18 protein-coding genes are annotated in these 20,862 nt (G+C 51.8%); 3 read left to right on the top strand and 15 right to left on the bottom strand.

The window, feature by feature from the left end; all coding sequences use genetic code 11:
* Positions 1–13: 13 nt before the first annotated feature.
* From JSN25_RS11220 to allA, 9 genes are all read right to left on the bottom strand, one after another.
* Complete coding sequence (locus JSN25_RS11220) at positions 14–1,312, bottom strand: uracil/xanthine transporter (protein ID WP_085047601.1); 1,299 nt, start codon at positions 1,310–1,312, stop codon at positions 14–16.
* A 58-nt stretch (positions 1,313–1,370) separates the two neighbouring features.
* Positions 1,371–2,732: an allantoinase AllB gene (gene allB / locus JSN25_RS11215; RefSeq protein WP_085047602.1), complete on the bottom strand. Its 1,362-nt coding sequence runs from the start codon at positions 2,730–2,732 to the stop codon at positions 1,371–1,373.
* 72 nt (positions 2,733–2,804) lie between these two features.
* The gene (locus JSN25_RS11210; protein ID WP_204524937.1) at positions 2,805–4,265 is read right to left on the bottom strand and encodes an allantoin transporter; all 1,461 of its coding nucleotides are present in this window, start codon (positions 4,263–4,265) and stop codon (positions 2,805–2,807) included.
* A gap of 98 nt (positions 4,266–4,363) precedes the next feature.
* Positions 4,364–5,614, bottom strand: coding sequence for an MFS transporter (locus tag JSN25_RS11205; protein ID WP_137351065.1), 1,251 nt, complete (start codon positions 5,612–5,614; stop codon positions 4,364–4,366).
* Positions 5,615–5,681: 67 nt separating this feature from the next.
* The gene (gene glxR / locus JSN25_RS11200; RefSeq protein ID WP_087857076.1) at positions 5,682–6,560 is read right to left on the bottom strand and encodes a 2-hydroxy-3-oxopropionate reductase; all 879 of its coding nucleotides are present in this window, start codon (positions 6,558–6,560) and stop codon (positions 5,682–5,684) included.
* 100 nt (positions 6,561–6,660) lie between these two features.
* Positions 6,661–7,437, bottom strand: a complete 777-nt coding sequence (gene hyi / locus JSN25_RS11195) for a hydroxypyruvate isomerase (RefSeq protein ID WP_087857075.1) — start codon at positions 7,435–7,437, stop codon at positions 6,661–6,663.
* 12 nt (positions 7,438–7,449) lie between these two features.
* Positions 7,450–9,231 carry a glyoxylate carboligase gene (gene gcl / locus JSN25_RS11190; protein ID WP_038638436.1) on the bottom strand — a complete coding sequence of 594 codons (1,782 nt, stop codon included), beginning with the start codon at positions 9,229–9,231 and terminating at the stop codon, positions 7,450–7,452.
* Between the two features lie 84 nt (positions 9,232–9,315).
* Complete coding sequence (gene allR, locus JSN25_RS11185) at positions 9,316–10,167, bottom strand: HTH-type transcriptional repressor AllR (protein ID WP_042309993.1); 852 nt, start codon at positions 10,165–10,167, stop codon at positions 9,316–9,318.
* Positions 10,168–10,212: 45 nt separating this feature from the next.
* The gene (gene allA / locus JSN25_RS11180) at positions 10,213–10,695 is read right to left on the bottom strand and encodes an ureidoglycolate lyase (RefSeq protein WP_038638430.1); all 483 of its coding nucleotides are present in this window, start codon (positions 10,693–10,695) and stop codon (positions 10,213–10,215) included.
* Between the two features lie 227 nt (positions 10,696–10,922).
* Here allA and allS point away from each other — a divergent pair, with 227 nt between their 5' ends.
* Both allS and mnmH read left to right on the top strand, forming a co-directional pair.
* A complete protein-coding gene (gene allS / locus JSN25_RS11175; protein ID WP_038638428.1) occupies positions 10,923–11,849 on the top strand; it encodes an HTH-type transcriptional activator AllS in 927 nt (308 codons plus the stop codon).
* A 69-nt stretch (positions 11,850–11,918) separates the two neighbouring features.
* Positions 11,919–13,013: a tRNA 2-selenouridine(34) synthase MnmH gene (mnmH, locus tag JSN25_RS11170; RefSeq protein WP_085047608.1), complete on the top strand. Its 1,095-nt coding sequence runs from the start codon at positions 11,919–11,921 to the stop codon at positions 13,011–13,013.
* Here mnmH and JSN25_RS11165 read toward each other — a convergent pair whose 3' ends face one another.
* The 6 genes from JSN25_RS11165 to ybbA form a co-directional block, all read right to left on the bottom strand.
* Entirely contained in the window at positions 13,014–13,673 is a 660-nt protein-coding gene (locus JSN25_RS11165; protein ID WP_137346936.1) for a methionine ABC transporter permease, read from the bottom strand.
* Positions 13,666–14,682 carry a virulence-associated ABC transporter ATP-binding protein SfbB gene (gene sfbB / locus JSN25_RS11160; protein ID WP_069323986.1) on the bottom strand — a complete coding sequence of 339 codons (1,017 nt, stop codon included), beginning with the start codon at positions 14,680–14,682 and terminating at the stop codon, positions 13,666–13,668. Before sfbB ends, JSN25_RS11165 begins: the two co-directional genes overlap by 8 nt.
* Before the next feature lie 63 nt (positions 14,683–14,745).
* Positions 14,746–15,576 carry a MetQ/NlpA family ABC transporter substrate-binding protein gene (locus JSN25_RS11155; RefSeq protein ID WP_204524936.1) on the bottom strand — a complete coding sequence of 277 codons (831 nt, stop codon included), beginning with the start codon at positions 15,574–15,576 and terminating at the stop codon, positions 14,746–14,748.
* Between the two features lie 245 nt (positions 15,577–15,821).
* A complete protein-coding gene (locus tag JSN25_RS11150) occupies positions 15,822–16,955 on the bottom strand; it encodes a porin (RefSeq protein WP_085047611.1) in 1,134 nt (377 codons plus the stop codon).
* Positions 16,956–17,142: 187 nt separating this feature from the next.
* Complete coding sequence (gene ybbP, locus JSN25_RS11145; protein ID WP_069323984.1) at positions 17,143–19,557, bottom strand: putative ABC transporter permease subunit YbbP; 2,415 nt, start codon at positions 19,555–19,557, stop codon at positions 17,143–17,145.
* Entirely contained in the window at positions 19,554–20,240 is a 687-nt protein-coding gene (gene ybbA, locus JSN25_RS11140; RefSeq protein WP_038638411.1) for a putative ABC transporter ATP-binding protein YbbA, read from the bottom strand. The genes ybbP and ybbA overlap by 4 nt, the downstream gene beginning before the upstream one ends.
* Here ybbA and tesA point away from each other — a divergent pair.
* Positions 20,208–20,834, top strand: a complete 627-nt coding sequence (gene tesA / locus JSN25_RS11135) for a multifunctional acyl-CoA thioesterase I/protease I/lysophospholipase L1 (RefSeq protein WP_003021850.1) — start codon at positions 20,208–20,210, stop codon at positions 20,832–20,834. The genes ybbA and tesA overlap by 33 nt on opposite strands.
* Positions 20,835–20,862 lie beyond the last annotated feature (28 nt).

The following is a 20,862-nucleotide window of genomic DNA, read 5'->3' as shown; positions in this document are numbered from 1 at the left end:
CCTTTTCATCCTGTTATTTAATGCGTTCCCATGGAATGAGGTTTTCCATAAGCACTGCCAGTAAAATCCCCACCAATAAGCCATTGCTCAGTAATGGCCGAATAGTCAGTGGAAGATCTTGTAAATAAACCGGTGGCAGCCCCATCAAAAAAATGCCCACAAACAGCGGGAGTGCCAGCCGATAAATATTTCGTGCGGTAAAGGTGATTTGCTGGCTGAAAACCAGACCGGAATAGAGCAACGGCAGATAAGAGACCAGCATAACGGCACTGCTGATCGCCAGTGGAATGGCGCAGAATAAGCGGGTTAGCGGCGTTACTATCGCCACCAATAAACATAATACGCTGCCGTAAATAAATGATTTTCGCGAGCTGTCGCCAGTTTGTGTTAACAGCCCGATAGAGGAGACAAAAGGTGAAAATGGAATCACGGCAAAAGGCACTGTCACCAGCGTCATAAAACCGGAAATGATAAAGCTACGACGATAACGCGAGCTGCTGGAGCCTTGATGCGCATAAAAGACGTCCGTGCCGCGCACCGCGCCATAGGTATTACTGATATTCACCAAACCGGTGATAACCGCCGTCAGGATAATACCGGGTAACAGCCTGCCATGACTGCCTAACGGGAACCACTGCCAGCTTAATTCACCAGACGGCAAAGACGTTGATGGAAAGCACAATCGCCAGAGTCCCCATCCCACTACCGCCCCCACCAGCAGGGCATAACGGGAGATCCGCTGCGGTAAAAAAATGATCATCGCAAGGATGAAGCACATCACGCCAACCGCCAGGCTAAAAGGCGCCAGTTGAATTTTGACGCTGGTGTCAGCAATGCCAAAAGGCAATCCCAACATGCCCTTAAAAAAGATAGTGGTGAGCTGAGCGCCCAACAGCAGCATAAAAAAGACCATCACCGTTGGGGTAAATAGCCGGGCCAACCGGTGTCCTAAGCCGCTAAAGCCGATAATCATCGTCAGCACAGCGGAAATGACAATCCCGACGCTCAGACTGGTGGCGATATCATTGAGCGGTGTCCCGCGTGACGCCTCAGCCAGGGTAATTGTCAGAATGGTGCCCCACCATAAACCGGTAGGCCCTTCCATAATGGCGCGACGATGGCCACAAATAACCTGCGCAAGGCAGGCCAGCGATGTCGTGAAAAAAGCGTATTGCGTGAGCATTAACAGATTGCTCGCGGGGAGATGAAAAGCAGAAACCAGCGTTGGGGGGACCACGACCGTATTGCAAAAAATAAAGAAAAACCACTGAAAGCCAGATAGCAAACTTTCGCGGTTAATAACAGGAAGCATATTCATACCTTAAAATAGAGAATGCCCGCCAGCATGACGGGCATTAATTCGCATCACATTATTGTTGATGTTTAAGGATAAATTGACCTTTTGGCGCTACCGGGAATCCCTGCTCGATGTCATAGATAACATCCCCGCGAAGAATAGTTTTCGTAATGCGCGCGCCAATCGTCCGGCCAACATACGGGCTGACTTTGTGACGGTATTCCAGGTCTTCGTTTTTCAGAACGTAGTTGCTGTCCGGTTGAATAAAGACGAAGTCAGCATCTTTACCCGGGGCAATACGTCCTTTCTGTTTCAGGCCAAAAATATCTGCGGCGTTGGTTGCCATCAATTTAGCGAATAGCGGCAGCGACATACCGCGTTTTTGCACGGCCTCATCAAACATGACGTCCATGCAGCTCTGCAGTCCGGCAATGCCGCCCCACGCCTGCATGATATTGCCAGCCTTCATTTCTGGTGGGCATGGCGAGTGGTCGGAAACCAGGCAGTCAATCTCACCATTGAACAGTTTTTCCCACATGCCTTGTTGATTCTGTCGATCGCGGATCGGCGGAGAACATTTTGCCAGCGTGCCAATCTCTTCAAACTGATCGGTATCCAGCACAAAATAATGCGGGCAGGATTCGCAGGTCACATCCTGGCCTTCCTGGCGGGCACGGGTCACTTCTTCCACGCCTTCCGGGCTGCTGATATGGCAAACGTGCAGGCGGCAACCGGCGACTTTCGCCAGATACAGCACGCGGCGAATAGCTTCCACCTCAGTGAAAACCGGACGTGAAGCCACATAATCATGTGCCGTCACACGGCCTTCGCGTTTAGCTTCCTCGCCAAGCTCGTCGCAAATGAGTGCATTTTCGCAATGCACCAGCACCGTCTGGTCCATTTCTGCTAACTTCTGCGCGCCTTTGTAGAACTGCCAGTCGTTAACGTCACGGAAGTCATTGTCGATTCCGCGATCGCCACAGGTGGCAACGAAGCATTTGAAACCGACGACACCAACCTCATCCAGCTCGTGCAAACGATCAAGGTTGTAAGAAACCAGACCGCCAAGCTGCGCGGCATCAATGGTCAATTTGCCTTTTGCCGCATCAAATTTAAGTTCGATGGTTTCGCGATCCACCGTCGCGGGCAGCTGGTTGAGAGGCATTTCGATCATTGTGGTGATACCGCCTTTTGCCGCGGCACGCGTTCCGGTCTCATAGCCTTCCCAATGTGTACGCCCCGGCTCAGAGATATGGGTATGCGCATCGACCATGCCCGGTGAAACCACCAGACCTGTCGCATCCATTACCTGCTTTGCCTCCCCAAGATTCTCGCCAATGGCGGCGATTTTTCCTGCCTGGACGGCAATATCAACAATACGAGCTTCATTTTCTAAAATAACAGTACCGTTCTTAATAATTAAATCAAAAGACATAACGAACTCCTTGTATGGATACAGATAGTTTTTATAAATAACGCACGCTTACACCTACGTTTACTGATTTCATTACAACTGACCTGTTGCTTTTTCTACTGCGGCAGGCTGTCCAACCGTTCTTTTTTTCAGTAAGGCATATGCCACAAATGCGACAATAACCCCAACAAACCACGACACTCGCGATAACGGCTCAAGCAATGGAATAAACTTCCCACCCAGCGAAAGAATTACCGCCACTAACGTTACGGAGAATGCCGTCAGGTTAAATCCATTATCATAATATTGGTAATTACCGCTGGCGGTATATAATTCATCAAGATTAATCTTGCCACGCATAACGACAAAATAATGCGCTAACATAACACCAATAACAGGACCGAGCATACCGCCGATGATGTCCAGAAACAGATAAATGCTGCTCTGATTTTCCATAAGCTTCCATGGACAAATCAGTAAGCTAATAATACTGGCAATCAATACACCTTTTTTATATGTTAGTTTTGTTGGCGCAATTGCGGCAATCTGATAACCAGCCGGGATAATATTACCCGTAGCGTTTGTTGAGATTGTGGTCATCAGAATAACCAAAACTGCAAAGAATGAGGCAAACAGACTGTCCCAACGCTGTACGATATCCAGCACATTCCAGGTATCCGTTCCATAATGAATACTGGCACCGGCAATAATACACACGCTGGCAATCGCAAATAACACGTACGCGACAATAAGACCCAGCGTCTGGCCTAACGCCTGTTCACGAAATGAGTGGGCATTTTGCGTAAAGTCCGATGCGCTCACCGCCGGAGCGGCCCATACCGCAACCACGGCGTTAATCACTACCAGGAACAGGAATCCGCTGTTTCCCGCTTTTTGCACACCGCCCGGAATGTAGTCAAGAATGGGGCCAATCCCTACCAGGGATATCGCCCAGATAGCCATTCCGCCAAAAACGATATAAATGCAAGGGTTCAGGATCGCAGTAAATTTATTTAATACTTTACCGCCGCCAAAACCGATACCAACGTTAATCAGCCAAAAGATAAGAAATGTGATTAACCCCGGCAGAGACAACCCCAGTAGTGTAAAATCACCGCCCAGCGTTAAAAACCCAGGCCATATCTTGCCAATCAGAATAAGAAAAGCCAGCGATCCGGCATAACATTGCAGCCCGAACCACATAATTGCCGCAATCCCGCCTCTTAATAATCCCGGGAAAAGCGCGCCACGTACGCCATACGAGCCACGCAGAATCATTGCAAAAGGTACACCATATTTACTTCCGGCGGCGCCGTTCATAACCATGACTAATGCAATAAACAATGCACTAATAATAATAGCCAGCATAATACTGAATGTGGACAGTCCGAGAATGAAGAACCCGCCAACCATAACATAATTAGGTACGTTATGTACTGACCCCATCCATAAAGTAAAATAGTTAAATGTTTTCCAGTTTCGTTGTGCTGCCGTTTTCGGTAATAAGTCGTCACTATAACCACGTTGTTGGTATAGATCTCTTTGCTGTTCCATAAATCCCTCTTGTCACGTATCGGATAACGTTGTAATGGGTTTAGCTATGTGGAACAAAAACAATATATTAAGTAATGCAAATAGTTTTAATTATATTTTTATGCTGAAGCAGTAACTGGTGTTGCTTTCTTTTTATATAACGTCACGCCGGCAAAAATAAGCGTTCCGGTAACAACCAGACAAGCCGAGATGACAAAGCTTATCTCTTTTGAGCCAGTCAAATCGGAAATAAATCCGGTTAACGTTGGCGCAATAACGGCTGAACTCATACCAAAGAAGTTAAACAGGCTAAATGCTCTGCCCAACGTTTTCGCCGACGCCTGCTCAGACACGAAGGAGATCAGGATGGGGTCCACCGCCATTTTTCCCAGTAAACCGTACAGGGTCAGGCTGACCATCAACATCGTGGTATTCGGCGATAACACCGTAAACACCAGCATTGCGGCGGCCATAATTTCCAGCCCAAGAATGACTTTGACTTTGCTGTTACGGAATTTATCGGACAGATGGCTGAAGAACAATGCACCGGGAACCCCCACCACGGCGACCAAAGCCGAGGCAACCCCAATCGCGCCACCATCAAATCCCCTTTCAGTCTGCAGATAAGACGGAAGCCAGGTCACAATCAGGTAATAGCCATAACAGGTACAGAAATAGAGGAAGTAGACGCTGCATAACAAACCCGAAAACAGCGGCGGACTTTTCTCTTCTGTCATCGTTGTCGTCTGCGTTTTTTGCTCTGACGCCGCCGTTTCGCTTTTTACCTTACCGCGGATAACCAAAGTAAATACGCACAGCATCACCACCAACACAGCCGCAACCAGAAACAACACGTTTTGCCAGGCCATGCTCATGCTTTTAACCAACACGCTGGAGCCGATTAAACCGATCCCCATCCCAATCGCAGAGCCGCTATTAATGATGGCGTTTGCCAGTGCCCGGCGAGCCTGCGGGACATTTGCCGAAGAGAGAGAATACGCAGAACTAAAGAAAGAGGCGCAGCCCGCTCCTGCCATCAGCGAACCGGCATAGATCATCACCAGTCCCGTGGCTTTTGCAATACTGAGCGTACCAATAATAAAGAGCGTAAACCCACACATCAGCATAATTTTCTGGCCAAGCTTATCGACCAAAATTCCGCAGGGAATTTGCATACTGCAATAGGCGAAAAAATAGAAACTGGCGATGGCGCCAATTTCAGCATTGCTGACATTGCCCAGGGAAGCCTGAATCTCTGGATAAATAGGGGTTAATACGGTGCGATAAATCCATATCGCAACCCAACCCAGACTCATTACGACGACGATCTTCTTCCAGTATTCAATACCGGATGTATTTTTTTCACTCATGACATGCACCTTTCCAAAGTGTGTCTGATTAAAATGTATCGCTGCAGGATTGCAGCGATACCAACGATCATGACAATTTATGATTAGCCATTAATTCCAGGGCCTGAACCATTGCCGAGTGATCCAACTGGCTTCCACCATTCGCGGCACAGGTATTAAATAACTCCTGACAGGTTGCCGTATTAGGCAAATTCAATGAGAGCGCCTTGGCACTTTGTAATGCAAGGTTGAGATCTTTTTGATGCAGTGCAATTTTGAATCCGGGATCAAAAGTGCGCTTGATCATGCGCTCACCATGTACTTCCAGAATACGAGATGAGGCAAACCCGCCCATTAATGCCTGACGCACGCGAACCGGATCCGCGCCCGCTTTAGAGGCAAATACCAGCGCTTCAGAAACGGCTTCAATATTTAAGGCCACGATAATTTGGTTAGCCACTTTACAGGTTTGGCCATCACCATTCCCGCCCACCAGAGTGATATTTTTTCCCAGAATATCAAAGAGCGGTTTCACCCGTTCAAATACATCAGCTTCACCGCCAACCATAATGGACAGCGTCCCTTCGCGAGCGCCAATTTCCCCACCGGACACAGGCGCATCCAGGTAATCCCCGCCGAGTTCATTAACCTGCTGAGCAAAACGCTTGGTTTCGATAGGAGAAATAGAACTCATATCGACAATGGTTTTTCCCTGCAATGCGGTTTTAGCGCACCCGTGTTCACCAAAAAGCACTTCTTCAACCTGCGGCGTATCCGGCACCATGATGAAGATAATATCTGCGAAATCAGTCACCTGACGTGCAGTTTCAACATTAACCGCCCCCAGTGACAGCAACTCTTCAGCCACAGGTCCAATGGTCGTGACATGTAATTGATGTCCGGCACGCGCCAGATTAATCGCCATTGGCGATCCCATAATACCCAGGCCAATAAATCCCAGTTTCATTTGCAACCTCTTTTATATCTGTCGGTATTCCTGAATTCAGGCAAAACGATTCCCTTCCAACAGAGTGGAAAAAATAGTGTTGCCTGAAATTACTTACAAATTATCGATACTGATTAATCCACGATAATCCTGCTTCGGTGGTCGTCAGCGGCTTATATTCGCAGCCTACCCACCCGTCATAACCTGATTTATCAATAAACTTAAAAATAAAGTCATAATTGATTTCCCCGGTCCCTGGCTCTCCGCGACGAGGGTTATCTGCAATTTGCAAATGACCTATTTTATTTGCCCACGTGGTCATGGTCTGGGTTAATTCCCCTTCCATGCGCTGCATATGATAAATGTCATACTGAATTTTGATATTATTGCATCCGACGCTATCAATTAACGCTAACGCCTGATGCGTACCGGTGAGAAAGAAACCAGGAATATCAAAATGGTTGATCGGCTCAATCAGCAATAAAATATCTTCTTTCGCTAACATGTTGGCCGCATAGCGCAGATTTTCCACCAGCGTTTGCTGGATCTGTTCAGCCGAAAAACCCGCCGGTGTTTTACCTACCAGGCAATTGATTTTTTTATTACCCAGCCCCTTCGCATAGCGAATAGCCGCGGCCACACCATCACGAAACTCTTCTTCGCGCCCCGGAATACAGGCGATACCACGTTCACCCGCCGCCCAATCTCCGGCGGGGAGATTATGCAACGTATGCTCCAGCTTGTTGGTCTGCAGTTTTTCCTTTAAGACGTCAATGTCGTAATCGTAGGGAAACATAAACTCTACGCCACGAAACCCCGCTTGCGCCGCTTTGTCGAAACGCTCAAGGAAACTGTATTCCAGAAACAGCATGGAAAGATTGGCTGAGAACCGTAACATCTGTCACCTCCTCTATTCATATTTCATAAAACAGGTTTCGGTTGGCGCATCAACTGCACCGTCTGCAACCTCTTCAAACTCGGTCACGTTATCCAGCTCGCTACCCATCGAGATATTGGTCACTCGCTCAAGGATCACTTCGACAACAACCGGAACGCGATACTGCGCCATCAGGACTTTGGCTTGTTCAAACGCCGGAGCGAGATCTTCAGGTTTGAAGACGCGAATAGCCTTACAACCTAAGCCTTCTGCCACTTTGACGTGATCGACGCCATAGCCGTTTACTTCGCTGGAGTTGATATTTTCAAACGCCAGTTGGACGCAGTAATCCATATCAAAAGCACGCTGCGATTGACGAATCAGGCCCAGATAGGCGTTGTTGACCAGCACATGGATGTAAGGAATATTGAATTGCGCGCCTACCGCCAGTTCTTCAATCAGGAACTGGAAGTCAAAATCCCCCGAAATCCCGACGACATTGCGTGTTGGATCGGCAACACAAACCCCTAATGCCGCAGGCAGCGTCCAGCCGAGAGGGCCTGCCTGGCCGCAGTTGATCCAGTGACGCTCTTTGAACACATGCAGCATTTGCGCAGCGGCAATTTGTGATAATCCGATGGTGGTGACGTAGCAAACGTCGCGACCAAAGGCTTTATTCATCTCTTCATAGACACGCTGCGGTTTCACCGGGACATTGTCGAAGTGGGTTTTACGCAGTAACGTCCGCTTACGCTGTTGGCATTCATCAACCCAGCTATTCCGGCAAGGTAAACGTCCGGCTTTCTGCATTTCCTGAGCGACGTCAATCAACAAGGTCAGCGCGGCTTTGGCATCAGAAACAATGCCCAAATCCGGGCACAGAACACGGCCAATTTGCGTCGGTTCAATGTCGATATGAATGATTTTGCGCCCTTCGGTGTACTTCGAGACCGAGCCGGTGTGACGGTTAGCAAAACGGTTACCAATACCGAACACCATATCAGAAGCAAGCAGCGTGGCATTTCCGTAGCGGTGCGCGGTTTGTAGCCCGACCATGCCGGCCATTAACTCATGATCGTCAGGGATACATCCCCAGCCCATCAACGTGGGGATAACCGGTACATGGGTCAGCTCCGCAAAACGTTGCAGCAGTGCGGAAGCATCAGCATTAATCACCCCGCCCCCTGCGACGATGACCGGACGTTCCGCCTGGATCAGCATTTCCAGCGCTCTCTCAATTTGCTTGCGGCTGGCGGCAGGTTTGTAGACCGGCAACGGCTCATACATGTCGGGATCGAATTCGATTTCTTCAACCTGGACATCAAAAGGCAAATCGATCAGCACCGGGCCAGGGCGACCTGAGCGCATGACGTGGAATGCCTGCTGTAAAACCCGTGGCAGCAGTGCCGCTTCACGTACCGTTACCGCCATTTTGCTGACCGGTTTGGCGATAGATTCAATATCGACAGCCTGAAAATCTTCCTTATGCAGGCGGGCACGAGGCGCCTGGCCGGTGATACATAAAATAGGAATAGAGTCGGCAGAGGCGGAATACAGTGCAGTGATCATGTCAGTTCCAGCCGGGCCTGAAGTGCCAAGGCAGACGCCAATGTTGCCTGCAGCGGCACGCGTATAACCTTCCGCCATATGGGAGGCGCCTTCAACGTGGCGAGCCAGAATGTGACGGATGCCGCCGTGATTACGCATTGCGGAATAGAACGGGTTGATTGCCGCTCCAGGCACGCCAAATGCGGTGGTGATACCTTCTTTTTCCAGCACATACATTGCCGCGTCAACGGCTCTCATTTTTGCCATTTTCTTTCTACCTCTATTTATTGGAAAATTTTTCCAACTTTAAAAAAATCCAAAAAAGTCCCGCTCCTCTGAGCGGGTTGCGACTTAAGCTACGGGTGCTTTTAACCCAAGCGCCGTACTGATATCTCGTGCTGTATCCCGTACCAGCTCCCCCTGACTAATAAAACGATCTTCCGTCAGTCTGGATGCGGGCCCCGAAATAGAGATGGCAGCCACTACACTGCCTGCATCGTCATAGATAGCCGAAGCGATGCAATTCAATCCAACAACATGTTCTTCGTGATCAACGATATAGCCATTCTCGCGCGCCTGTTCCAGATTACGCAGCAGAGTAGGAAAATCCACCAACGTGTTCGGCGTAAACTGCTGCAAACCCGTTTTCACGACAATGTCCATTAACTCTTCTTCCATCAGCGGATAAAGCAGTGCTTTCCCCGCGCCGGAAGCATGCAACGGCATACGGCTGCCCAAAGGTGCACACATCCTGACCATCGATTTGCACTCCTTCTGGCCAATCAGCACCGCTTCAGTGCCATTACGAATCGCGACATTCACCGTTTCGCCTGACAGCAGCATTAATCGGTGCATAAATGGTCCGGCTACCGACAGGACGTCGCGATTATGAATATACGCGGAGCCCACATTGAAGACGCCTAAACCGATGTGCCACCATCCTAACTGACTGTCCTGATAGACAAAATCAGCACCCTGTAAAACCTTTAGCAGGCGAAAAGTCGTGGAGAGCGGTAAATCCAGACTGCCGGAAATATCGCTGACTGACGAACTCCCCCCACTTCTTTCGAGATACTGCAAAATCGCAATGCCTCTTTCGAGCGCCTGAGCGCCTTTCTGCGCAACCGGCTCCGTCTGTCCAGGCCTGCCGCGCCGTCTTACTTCCGTCTCCACTACATTTACTCCGGCCCAAAATATGAGCATAAACAATGAACAATATGCTCATATTAAGCAAGAAGGCCAATAGCGTCACGCAAAACAGAGTTCATGTGCCGGGATACGTTCAACATCGCAATTATCGCTACCACCACGATCGACCGTCAGGAAATCGGTCACGGTTTGCCAGGCAAACAGCGGGTGATGCCAGACGTTTCGGTGATAATTCACCCCCTGTTGACCATTGGTGATAAAGGCTTTTAAGGTGGAAAGATCGGGTTTGTCCTCACCAAGCGCGACAATCACCACAAACGCTTCGCCCTTCATGGGCATAAATGCCTGGGTACCCAGCGGGTGGCGCTCCAGTTCATGCACAATAATAGGCATCGCTGCCGGTTGCGCGCGGTTAATGCTGATGAGCGTTCGGTCCTGCTCAAGGATCTCCACATTAGCCAGATCGTGATAACGTTCAACCAACCCATCATTGATATGAAAAAAATCACGTTTATGGGTTTCGATGACATCGCCATAGGCGCTGAACGTGTGCTGATTTAACGGTAATACCTCAAGTTTCATCATCTTTTCCTTGTAACTGAATTCCTCTGAACCGCAGCCAGAACAGTTAGCGGCTTCAATATCATGCAATCTAAAACCTTCGGGATTTAACATCAACACAAAAGTTGGAATATTTTTCCAAAATTCGATTTAGACCACAATTTAAACAAGGCCATTATGTAAAAATACTTATAAATCAGAGAACAAGAAATCAGGCTTGCGGAAGAGCATTCAGGGAGTAGCTGACGATGTTTGATCCAGAAACACTGCGTACTTTTATTGGCGTAGCCGAAACAGGGAGTTTCTCCAGGGCGGCGGATCGCTTGTGTAAAACCACGGCCACCATCAGCTATCGCATTAAGCTTCTGGAAGAAAATACCGGGGTTGCTCTGTTCTTTCGCACCACCCGCAGCGTTACGTTAACCGCCGCGGGCTCGCATCTTCTTTCTCAGGCAAAGGACTGGCTCGCCTGGCTGGACAGCATGCCCAGCGAATTACAGCAAGTGAACGACGGCGTAGAGCGTCAGGTGAATATCGTGGTCAACAACCTGCTGTATAGCCCGCAAGCCGTCGCTCGCCTGTTATCCTGGCTTAACGCCCGCTATCCCTTTACTCAGTTTCACTTTTCCCGGCAAATCTATATGGGCGTCTGGGATTCACTGCTGTATGAAGGATTCTCTCTGGCTATCGGCGTCACGGGTACTGAACCAATGGCCAACACCTTTACCCTCGATCCTTTGGGGTCTGTTCAGTGGCGGTTTGTTATGTCGGCGAATCATCCATTGGCAGACGTCAGTGGTCCATTAACGGAAGCGCAGTTGCGCCGTTTTCCGGCGATCAACATTGAAGACAGTGCGCGCACCCTGACCAAACGGGTCGCGTGGCGGCTTCCCGGCCAAAAAGAGATTATTGTCCCGGACATGGAAACCAAAATTGCGGCGCATCTTGCCGGGGTGGGTATCGGCTTTGTTCCGCAACCGCTGTGCCAGCCATTGCTTGATAACGGGCAACTGGTCAGTAGCATTATTCCTACCATGCGTCCCCCTTCCCCCTTAAGTCTCGCCTGGCATAAGTTTGGCGCAGGTAAGGCTGTGGAAGATATTGTGACGTTATTTACGCAGCGAAAACCAGAAATCGCCGGATTTTTAGCAATTTTCAACAATGCACGCGATTGAAAATCAAGTCATCCTGCTCTTTGGCGCGTAAAATGATACGCAAGATGATTTGAGGTTTCGTTTTTTACTATGCAAGACACACAAACAGCACAGGACTATCGCGCGATTCTGCTCGCCGGTACGCCTATTATCGATGTACGCGCCCCCGTCGAATTTCAACAAGGCGCGATGCCGGGCGCAGTCAATCTCCCCTTAATGAACGATGACGAACGCGCCGCCGTCGGTACCTGTTATAAACGTCAGGGGCCTGAGGCTGCCCTGGAATTGGGCCATCAACTGGTCTCGGGTGAAACCCGCCAACAGCGCATGTACGCCTGGCAGGATGCCTGTCGTCAACACCCAAAAGGATATTTATGCTGCGCGCGCGGCGGTCAGCGTTCGCATATTGTGCAGCAGTGGCTGCACGAGTCCGGCATTGACTATCCGCTGATACAGGGCGGTTATAAGGCTCTGCGCCAGGCGGTCATACGGATAACGGAAGAATTGGTGCAAAAACCGATCGTCTTAATTGGCGGCTGTACCGGGAACGGTAAAACGCAACTGGTTCAACAGCAGCCGAACGGTGTGGATCTCGAAGGACTGGCGCACCATCGCGGTTCCTCGTTTGGACGTACCGTAGAGCCGCAGCTAAGCCAGGCGAGTTTTGAAAACCTGCTGGCGGTCGAAATGCTCAAAACGGACAGCCGACAGGATTTACGCCAGTGGGTGCTGGAAGATGAAGGCCGCATGATCGGCGCTAACCATCTGCCCGAATGCCTGCGCGAGCGCATGACCGAGGCGTCCATTGCGGTGGTGGACGATCCTTTTGAGCTGCGTCTGGAGCGCCTGCGCGAGGAGTATTTCGTACGCATGCACCACGATTTTACCCACGCTTATGGTGAGAACCGGGGCTGGCAGGAATACAGTGAGTATCTGCACCACGGCCTGTTCGCTATTCGCCGTCGTCTGGGGTTACAGCGTTTTGCCGAGCTGACCGCCCTGCTTGACGTGGCTCTGCGCGAACAGCAATCGACGGGCAGTACCGACGCCCACATGGGCTGGCTGGTGCCTTTGCTCAACGAGTATTACGACCCGATGTATCGCTATCAACTGGAAAAGAAAGCCGCGAAAATCGTCTTTCGCGGCACATGGCAGGACGTTGCCGGATGGCTTAACGCACAGTAATTAATGCCTGTCGCGCTTATCCGCGCGTTTCGCCAGCCAGTCGCCCAGCACCTGCACGACCTGCACCAGAATAATCAACGCGACAACGGTGACGATCATGACCTGGGTTTCATAGCGGTAATAACCAAAGCGAATCGCCAGGTCACCTACCCCACCGCCGCCGACAATCCCGGCCATCGCGGAGTAACCGATCAGGCTCACCAACGTGATCGTCAGTCCACGCAACAGTCCCGCGCTGGCCTCCGGCAACAACACGGTGCAGATGATGCGCATCGGGGTGGCGCCAAACGCTTCCGCCGCCTCAATAATGCCTTTATCCACTTCACGTAGCGCGCTATCCACCAGCCGGGCATAAAAAGCAATCGCCGCCACGGAAAGCGGCACGGAGGCGGCAATCGGTCCGATGGTATTGCCGAGCAAAAACTGGGTGAGCGGTAGCAGCAGCACCAGCAGGATCACAAACGGTACCGAGCGGATAATATTTACCAGCACGGAGCTGAGCAGATACACAAAACGGTTCTGCCAGAATAAATGCCGATCGGTGACGAAAATTAGAAAACCGAGCGGCAAACCGCCAATAATCGCCAGCACCGTTGAGATGCTCAGCATCTGGAAGGTTTCATTAAACGCCAGCGTCAAATCAGGCAATAAATCATCCACGAATCACCTCCACTTGAGCAGTACGTTGACGAATATGTTCCACGGCGACATCCACCGCAGAAGGGTTATGCGGCGCGGTGAGTTGTACCACCAGAATCCCCAGCGCGCGTTCGCCGATATATTCAATTTTGCCGTGCAGAATGTTCACCGCCACGCCAAATTTAACCGCAACTTCTGACAGCACAGGCTGTTCCGCCGAATCGCCGATAAAAAGAATTTTCAGCAACTGGCCGGGCAGATGCTGGCGCAGACGCTCAGGTAGCGTCAGATTGAGGGTATGCGACACCAGTTGCTGGGTGAAGGCGTGCTGTGGGTGAGCAAAAACGTCAAACACCTCCCCGGACTCCACCACCTTGCCGCCTGACATCACCGCCACGCGATCGCAAATCGATTTGATCACGTTCATCTCGTGAGTGATCAGCACGATCGTGATCCCCAACTGTTGGTTGATCTGCTTAAGCAGCGCCAGAATCGTGGCCGAGGTTTCGAGATCTAACGCGGAAGTGGGTTCATCGCACAGCAACACATCCGGATGATTAGCAATCGCACGGGCAATACCTACGCGCTGCTTCTGACCACCGCTGAGCTGAACCGGAAAACGGTTCGCCTTATCAGACAGTCCGACCAGCGCCAGAATCTCCGTGACGCGTGGAGCAATCTTGCTGCGTTCCCACCCGGCAGCTTTCAGACTAAAGGCGACGTTTTGCGCCACGGTGCGGGTATGCATCAGATTAAAGTGCTGAAAAATCATGCCAATGCGCTGACGCGCTTTACGTAACTGAGCGCCTTCCAGCGCAGAAATTTCTACGCCGTTCACCTTAACGCTTCCCTTGCTCGGACGCGTTAAGGCGTTCAAGGTGCGCAGTAGCGTACTTTTCCCCGCGCCGCTGGTCCCGACAATACCAAATATCTCGCCCGCGCCAATATGCAAGCTGACGTCATCAACCGCCCGGGTTGAAGGTCCACGGCCTGCGGTAAAATCCACGCAAACCTTTTCTATCTCAATCATATCCACCTCAGAAATGCGAAAAGGGCAGTCGCCGCTGCCCCTGTTAACCCTTGCATGCAGCGATTATTGGGCTGCCGACATCCATTCCGGTTTCTGGAAAGCGCTGTAGATGTTTTGCGGATCGTCGATCACCGCGCGATACGCCGGAGACTTCACCGCTTCAACAATATCTTTCGCGAACGGTTTATCCGCATCTTCACTGCGTACCGCAATGATATTTTTCAGGTTTTCATCCAGATGCTCTTGCTTGATGGCGCTGGAAAGATCCAGTTTTGCCGCCACGGCAAAGTTACCGTTGACCAGCGCGCCGGTCACACCGTCCAAAGTACGCGGCAGTTGCGCCGCTTCCAAGGGTTTAAACACCAGCCCTTTCGGGTTGCTGGCGATATCACGCTCGGAGGCTTTCGTGGGATCGATATTGTCTTTGATGGTGATAAGGCCAATGGATTGCAGGAAACGCAGACCGCGGGCCAGGTTGGTCGGATCGTTGGACAGCGTGATCACATCCCCTCTTTTCAACTCATCCAGACTTTTGATTTTGTGCGAGTAAAACCCCATCCCGGCCGTCGGGACCACAATCAGCTTGCTCAGCTTCAGTCCTTTATCGGCGGTGAATTTGTCAAAATAGAGCGAGTGCTGGAACAGGTTGGCATCAATGCTGCCGTTGGAGAGCGCCATATTCGGCTGCACGTAGTCGCTGAATTCGCGCACCACCACCTTATAGCCTTTCTCTTTCAGCGTAGGGGCAATAGCCTGTTTCACCATATCGCCGTACGGTCCAGGCGCGACGCCAAACACGATGGTATGCGGGTCACTGTTCGCATGAGCAAATTGTAAGCCGCAGGCCAGTAACAGCGCCCCGGTCGCGACGCGTAAACTCTGACGCAATCCCATATTTTCTCCATTTTAACGTTGTGGTGTCATGTCTCACGCCGTTCATGCGGCGTTGTTCTCGTTGGCCTGATAACAGGCAGATTTCTAACATGACACAGATCACAACCCGCTGTCCTTGAAATTATTTCATGATGTTGCGAAGTATGTCGTTGAATGTGCAAGGGAGGTGCTTATGCGTTTTTCGGCAACGGAGAGTAAAAAACCGGATAACGCCCTGGCTACCCGGCTTTGGAAGGAAAATTGACTTAGAAGTCGTAACGCAGACGCACCAGGTTCATATCGCCCAGGTTGTCGGTGCTGGAGGTAAAGACGTGTTCGTAATCCACACGGAAACCGTAATCCAACTGGAAGCTGATACCCACACCGTTGTCGGTACGCAGATAGTTACGACCATTCACGTATTCGATACGATCGCCCATAAAGTACGGCTGAACAGATTTCAGCGCATACTGACCAATCGGGAAGGTATAACCCGCGAAGTATTCCAGACCCCAGGCATCACCGGCAAAGTAGTCGTTAACCGAAACTTTTTTGGTGGTCATGAAGTTTTGATACCAGCCGCCGCCCATTGAGAAGGTCCAGTTGTCCGGTTTCCAGCTCAGTGCGGTACCGACGATGTTTTGATCGTAGGTTTTGCTGGTGTCGCCACGCATTTCCGCACGGGTGTAGTTCCACGCCGTACCCCAGGTCAGGTCATCGGTGATGTGGTAATCCACACCCAACGAGCCGCCGCCTTTACGTTTGTAGCGCAGGCCGTTGTTCGGGTTGTAATCATCGCTGAACAGATAAGATGCGTAGAGATCAACATCCCCCACCGTTTTCTTATACTTCAACGATTTACGTGTACGATAGGAACCGTCATAGTCGCCATTGATACCGTTACCTGGCGCCTGACCGATCATATCGTAATCCCAGATATCCGTTTTCGCCCCGACCACATCATAGTAAATACTGTTCTGTTGGCCGAAGGTCAGCGTACCCCAGGTCGCGCTCTTCAGACCGGTGTACAGCATACGACGCGTGGTATCGTTGGCGCCGTCAGCGTAGTGATTATCCCAGTTGAACATGGCCGGGAAGTTAACGCCCAGCTCGTAGTAGCTCACCCAACTGATATCATCAAACAGATAGTAGTCTGCGGCGAAGCGGAAACGCGTCCCGCCGTCGAAGCCATTACGTTTGTAGCCATTCTTACCATCGTCACCGGCCATATTCTGGAACTGCGGACGAATACTCCCGCCGACGGTGAAGTTAAGACGGCTCAGCGGATCGCCCGCCTGCGGATCTTGTTTCAGGACCGTGATTTCCGCCTGGGAAGCGAAAGTCGTTAATGCCACTGCTGCGCCGATCGATACCGCCAGCGCCGTTTTTTTTATAGTCATTATTTGTACCTTGATAGATAGCCTGCCAATTATTAAGCATACAAATATTAACGTTTATTAATACACTCGTGTTGTTGGGTTTTTATTGTTCTGTGCTGTTAAATATCAAGGGGTTATCAATTTGTGCTACATAGATAAAAAAACGCACCGATTTAAAAAACCGGTGCGTAATCATCACTGGCAGGAATTAATTACTGAACTGACGGAACAGCGCTTTACCTTTAAGCAGTCGTGAACCGAGCCATCCGCCGCATAAAGAGAGGAGCAATGCCCCACAAAGCGGCAGCACAACCCACAGCCGCCAGTCTGGCTCCCACGGGAAGTCAAATACGCGGGTTTGCAATACAGCCAGCGCGGTTTCCGCACCGATGGCCGCCACCAGCCCGGCGACCATCCCGAGCATAGCGAACTCGCACCACAGCGTGGTACGCAGCAATTTCTTGCCTGCTCCTAGCGTGCGCCAGACCACCAGTTCCTGATGACGTTGACGCATCCCCACCTGAACCTGCGCCAAGAGCAACAACATGCCGCAGGCGGTAACCAGCACCACCATCACTTCCAGCGCTCTACTTACCTGCTCCAGCACCTGGCCCACCTGTTTGAGGATGGCGCCAATATCCAGCAGGCTGATGGTCGGGAATTCGCGGTTAAGCTGCGTCAACATGCCATTGCCGTTCTCCCAACGAAAGCTGGTTAACCAGCTCTGGGGCTGATCGTCCAGCGCCCCGGAAGGGAAAATAAAGAAGAAGTTAGGCCGCAGGCTTTCCCAGTCCACTTTACGCAGGCTGCTGACCGTGGCGCTGAAATCCTGGGTATCGCCCATAAAGGTCACCCGATCGCCGAGCTTCACGTTTAGCCGCTTCGCCAGCCCTTCTTCCATCGACACTTCCCCCGCTTTTGGCGGCCAGCTTCCGGCAGTTATCGGGTTATGATCCGGGCGGGTATCCTGCCAGGTCAGATTAAGTTCGCGATTAAGCGCCTCATCCTGATTGCCTTCGGTCGGCTTATCATTAATGGCTGTCAGACGCGCACGTACAATGGGATAGAACGATTCCGGGATCACCTGATGTTCCGACAGGAATGACTTCAGCGGTACAACCTGTTCACTGGCAATGTTGATCAAGAAATAATTTGGACTTTCCGGCGGCATTTGCTGCTGCCAGCGATCGAGCAGATCGCCGCGCAGCACCAGCAGCAGCGCCAGCAGCATAAAGGAAAGTGAAAATGCCGACAGTTGACTGAGCGTTGACCACGGCTGGCGCAACAGTCGACTGACCGCTAAACGCAGCGGCAGCGAGGTGAGCGTCAGACCACGCAGCACGTTAAGCAGCATCCAACCGAGCACGCCGCACACCAGCGCCAGTACTACCGCACCGGCCAGCACAGCCCATAACAGCAGGCTTCCCCCCATCAGTCCAGCGAGCAGGACGACCACAACAACCAATACCACCGGCAAATAAAACTTCAGCGGCCAGACGTTTGCCACCACGTCACGGCGTAACACACGTAGCGGCTGCGTCGCCAGCAGTAGCCGATAAGGACGCAACCCTACCAACAGCGAAATTACCGTCATGGTGCCTAAGGCCCACAGCCACGGCCAGGGGCTGGCGGGCGGCAGATCGCCGGGCAGGACCGGCCTGAGTAACACCACCAGCGCGTGCTCGAATAACAGCCCGAAAAGCCCACCGGTCACGCCAGACAACGCCAACACCATCAACCATTGACCAACAATCAGCCTACGCAGTTGCGCTCTGCCCGCGCCGAGGGTTTTCAGTATAGCCACCAGATCGTAACGGCTGCGGCAATAATGGCTCATCGCCACAGCAACCGCAGCGACCGCCAGCAGCAGCGTTAACAGCGCCGACAGCAGCAGAAACTGTTGTGAACGTTCAAGTGATTTCCCCAACGCGCCTTCATCCTGCTCCAGCCCGTACCAGCGCTGTTCAGGCTTTAGCTGCGGCAACAGCCATTTTTCGTACGCGTCCAGTTGCTGCGGCGTTCCGCCAAATTTATAGCGCCATGTCACGCGGCTTCCCGGCTGGACCGCCGCCGTTTTTTCGACATCCGCCATGCTCATCATCAGGCGCGGCGCTATCTGGAACGGATTAAAACCGGAATCTGGCTCCTGCACCACCTCGCCGGCGATGCGCAGCGTGGCGTCTCCGACGTCAATAGAATCACCGATTTTTAGATTGAGCAGCGCCATCAGGCGTGGGGCCAGCAACACCGAACCCGGCTGCGGTTTCAGCCCCGGCGGATTGGTCTGCAACGTGCCGTACATCGGATACACATCATCTACCGCTTTGACGTTCGCCAACTGCGGCGTGTCACGGGCAAAAGTCATGGTCGCAAAAGTCAGCTGCTCGCCGACTTTCAACCCCCGCTGCCGCGCCTCGTCAATCCACGCTTTCGGCACGGTACGTGAACTTTGCAGCGCGCGATCTCCCGCCATAAACTCGCGGCTTTGCTGGCTCAGCCCTTTTTCCATACGGTCGCTGATGTTGCCCAGCGCCAGTACGCAGGCTACCGCCAGGCTCAGCGCCAGCCAGACAATCAGTAATGAAGGCGAGCGCCATTCGCGCCAGAACCAACGGGCAATCATGCCTCCTCCTGCAACTGTCCATTCACCAGACGTAAGCGCCGATCGCAACGCGCCGCCAGCTGCGGGTCATGCGTCACCAGAATCAGGGTGGTGCCGTGTTCCCGGTTCAGAGAAAACAACAGGTCGGCAATTTTGTCTCCGGTCTGGCGATCGAGGTTGCCCGTCGGCTCATCGGCAAACAGCACATCCGGACGCCCGTTAAAGGCCCGTGCCAGCGCCACGCGCTGCTGCTCCCCGCCGGAAAGCTGGGCCGGAAGATGATCCAGACGTTTTCCCAGCCCAAGTTGCTCCAGCAACGTTTTGGCCCCGTCGCGGCTTTTTCCGCTGTTTTCACCACGCAACAGCGCGGGCAGTTCGACGTTTTCCAGTGCGTTCAGGGTCGGGATTAACATGAATGACTGGAAAACGAATCCCACATGTTTTGCCCGCAACTGCGCCCGGGCTTCTTCATCCATGGTATGTAGCGCCTGCCCCACCAGACTCACTTCACCGCTGGAACCATCGTCCAGCCCGGCGAGGATCGCCAGCAGCGTGGATTTCCCCGATCCCGACTCGCCAATCAGCGCAATGGTCTCGGCGCGTTTGACAACCAGTTCAACTCCGGTAAGGATGGATAGCTCATGATCACCCTGACCGACGGATTTCTTAAGATGATGAACTTCAACAATGTTTTCCGCTGGCATTGGCCTTTCCTGTTCCTGGTCCTGTTAACTTTCCGCGCCGCCGCTGCGGACACGTTATTAATTCTGGGTGACAGCCTGAGCGCCGGATACCGTATGTCCGCCAGCGCCGCATGGCCTGCGCTACTTAATGATAAATGGCAAACCAAAACGCCGGTGGTGAATGCCAGCATTAGCGGCGACACCTCGCAGCAGGGCCTGGCCCGTCTGCCTGCATTACTCAAGCAGCACCAGCCGCGTTGGGTACTGGTCGAACTTGGCGGCAACGATGGCCTGCGCGGCTTTGCGCCTGCGCAAACCGAACAAACCCTGCGCACGATTTTGCAGGACGTGAAAGCGGCAAATGCCGAACCGCTATTAATGCAAATTCGTCTGCCGGCAAACTACGGTCGCCGTTATAATGAAACCTTTAGCGCGATTTATCCAAAGCTCGCCAAAGAGTTTGATATCCCTCTGCTGCCCTTTTTTATGGAAGAGGTTTATCTGAAACCCCAGTGGATGCAGGATGATGGTATTCACCCTAATCGTGACGCCCAGCCGTTTATTGCCGACTGGATGGCGCAACATCTCACTCCTCTAGTTAATCACGACTCGTAATTCAACGGAGATCCTGACAGGTAAAGTT

It is taken from the genome of Citrobacter cronae (assembly GCF_016893685.1).
Lineage (GTDB): Bacteria > Pseudomonadota > Gammaproteobacteria > Enterobacterales > Enterobacteriaceae > Citrobacter > Citrobacter werkmanii.
Note: the sequence above shows the minus strand (reverse complement) of the source record. Positions and strands in the feature narration are given on the sequence as shown.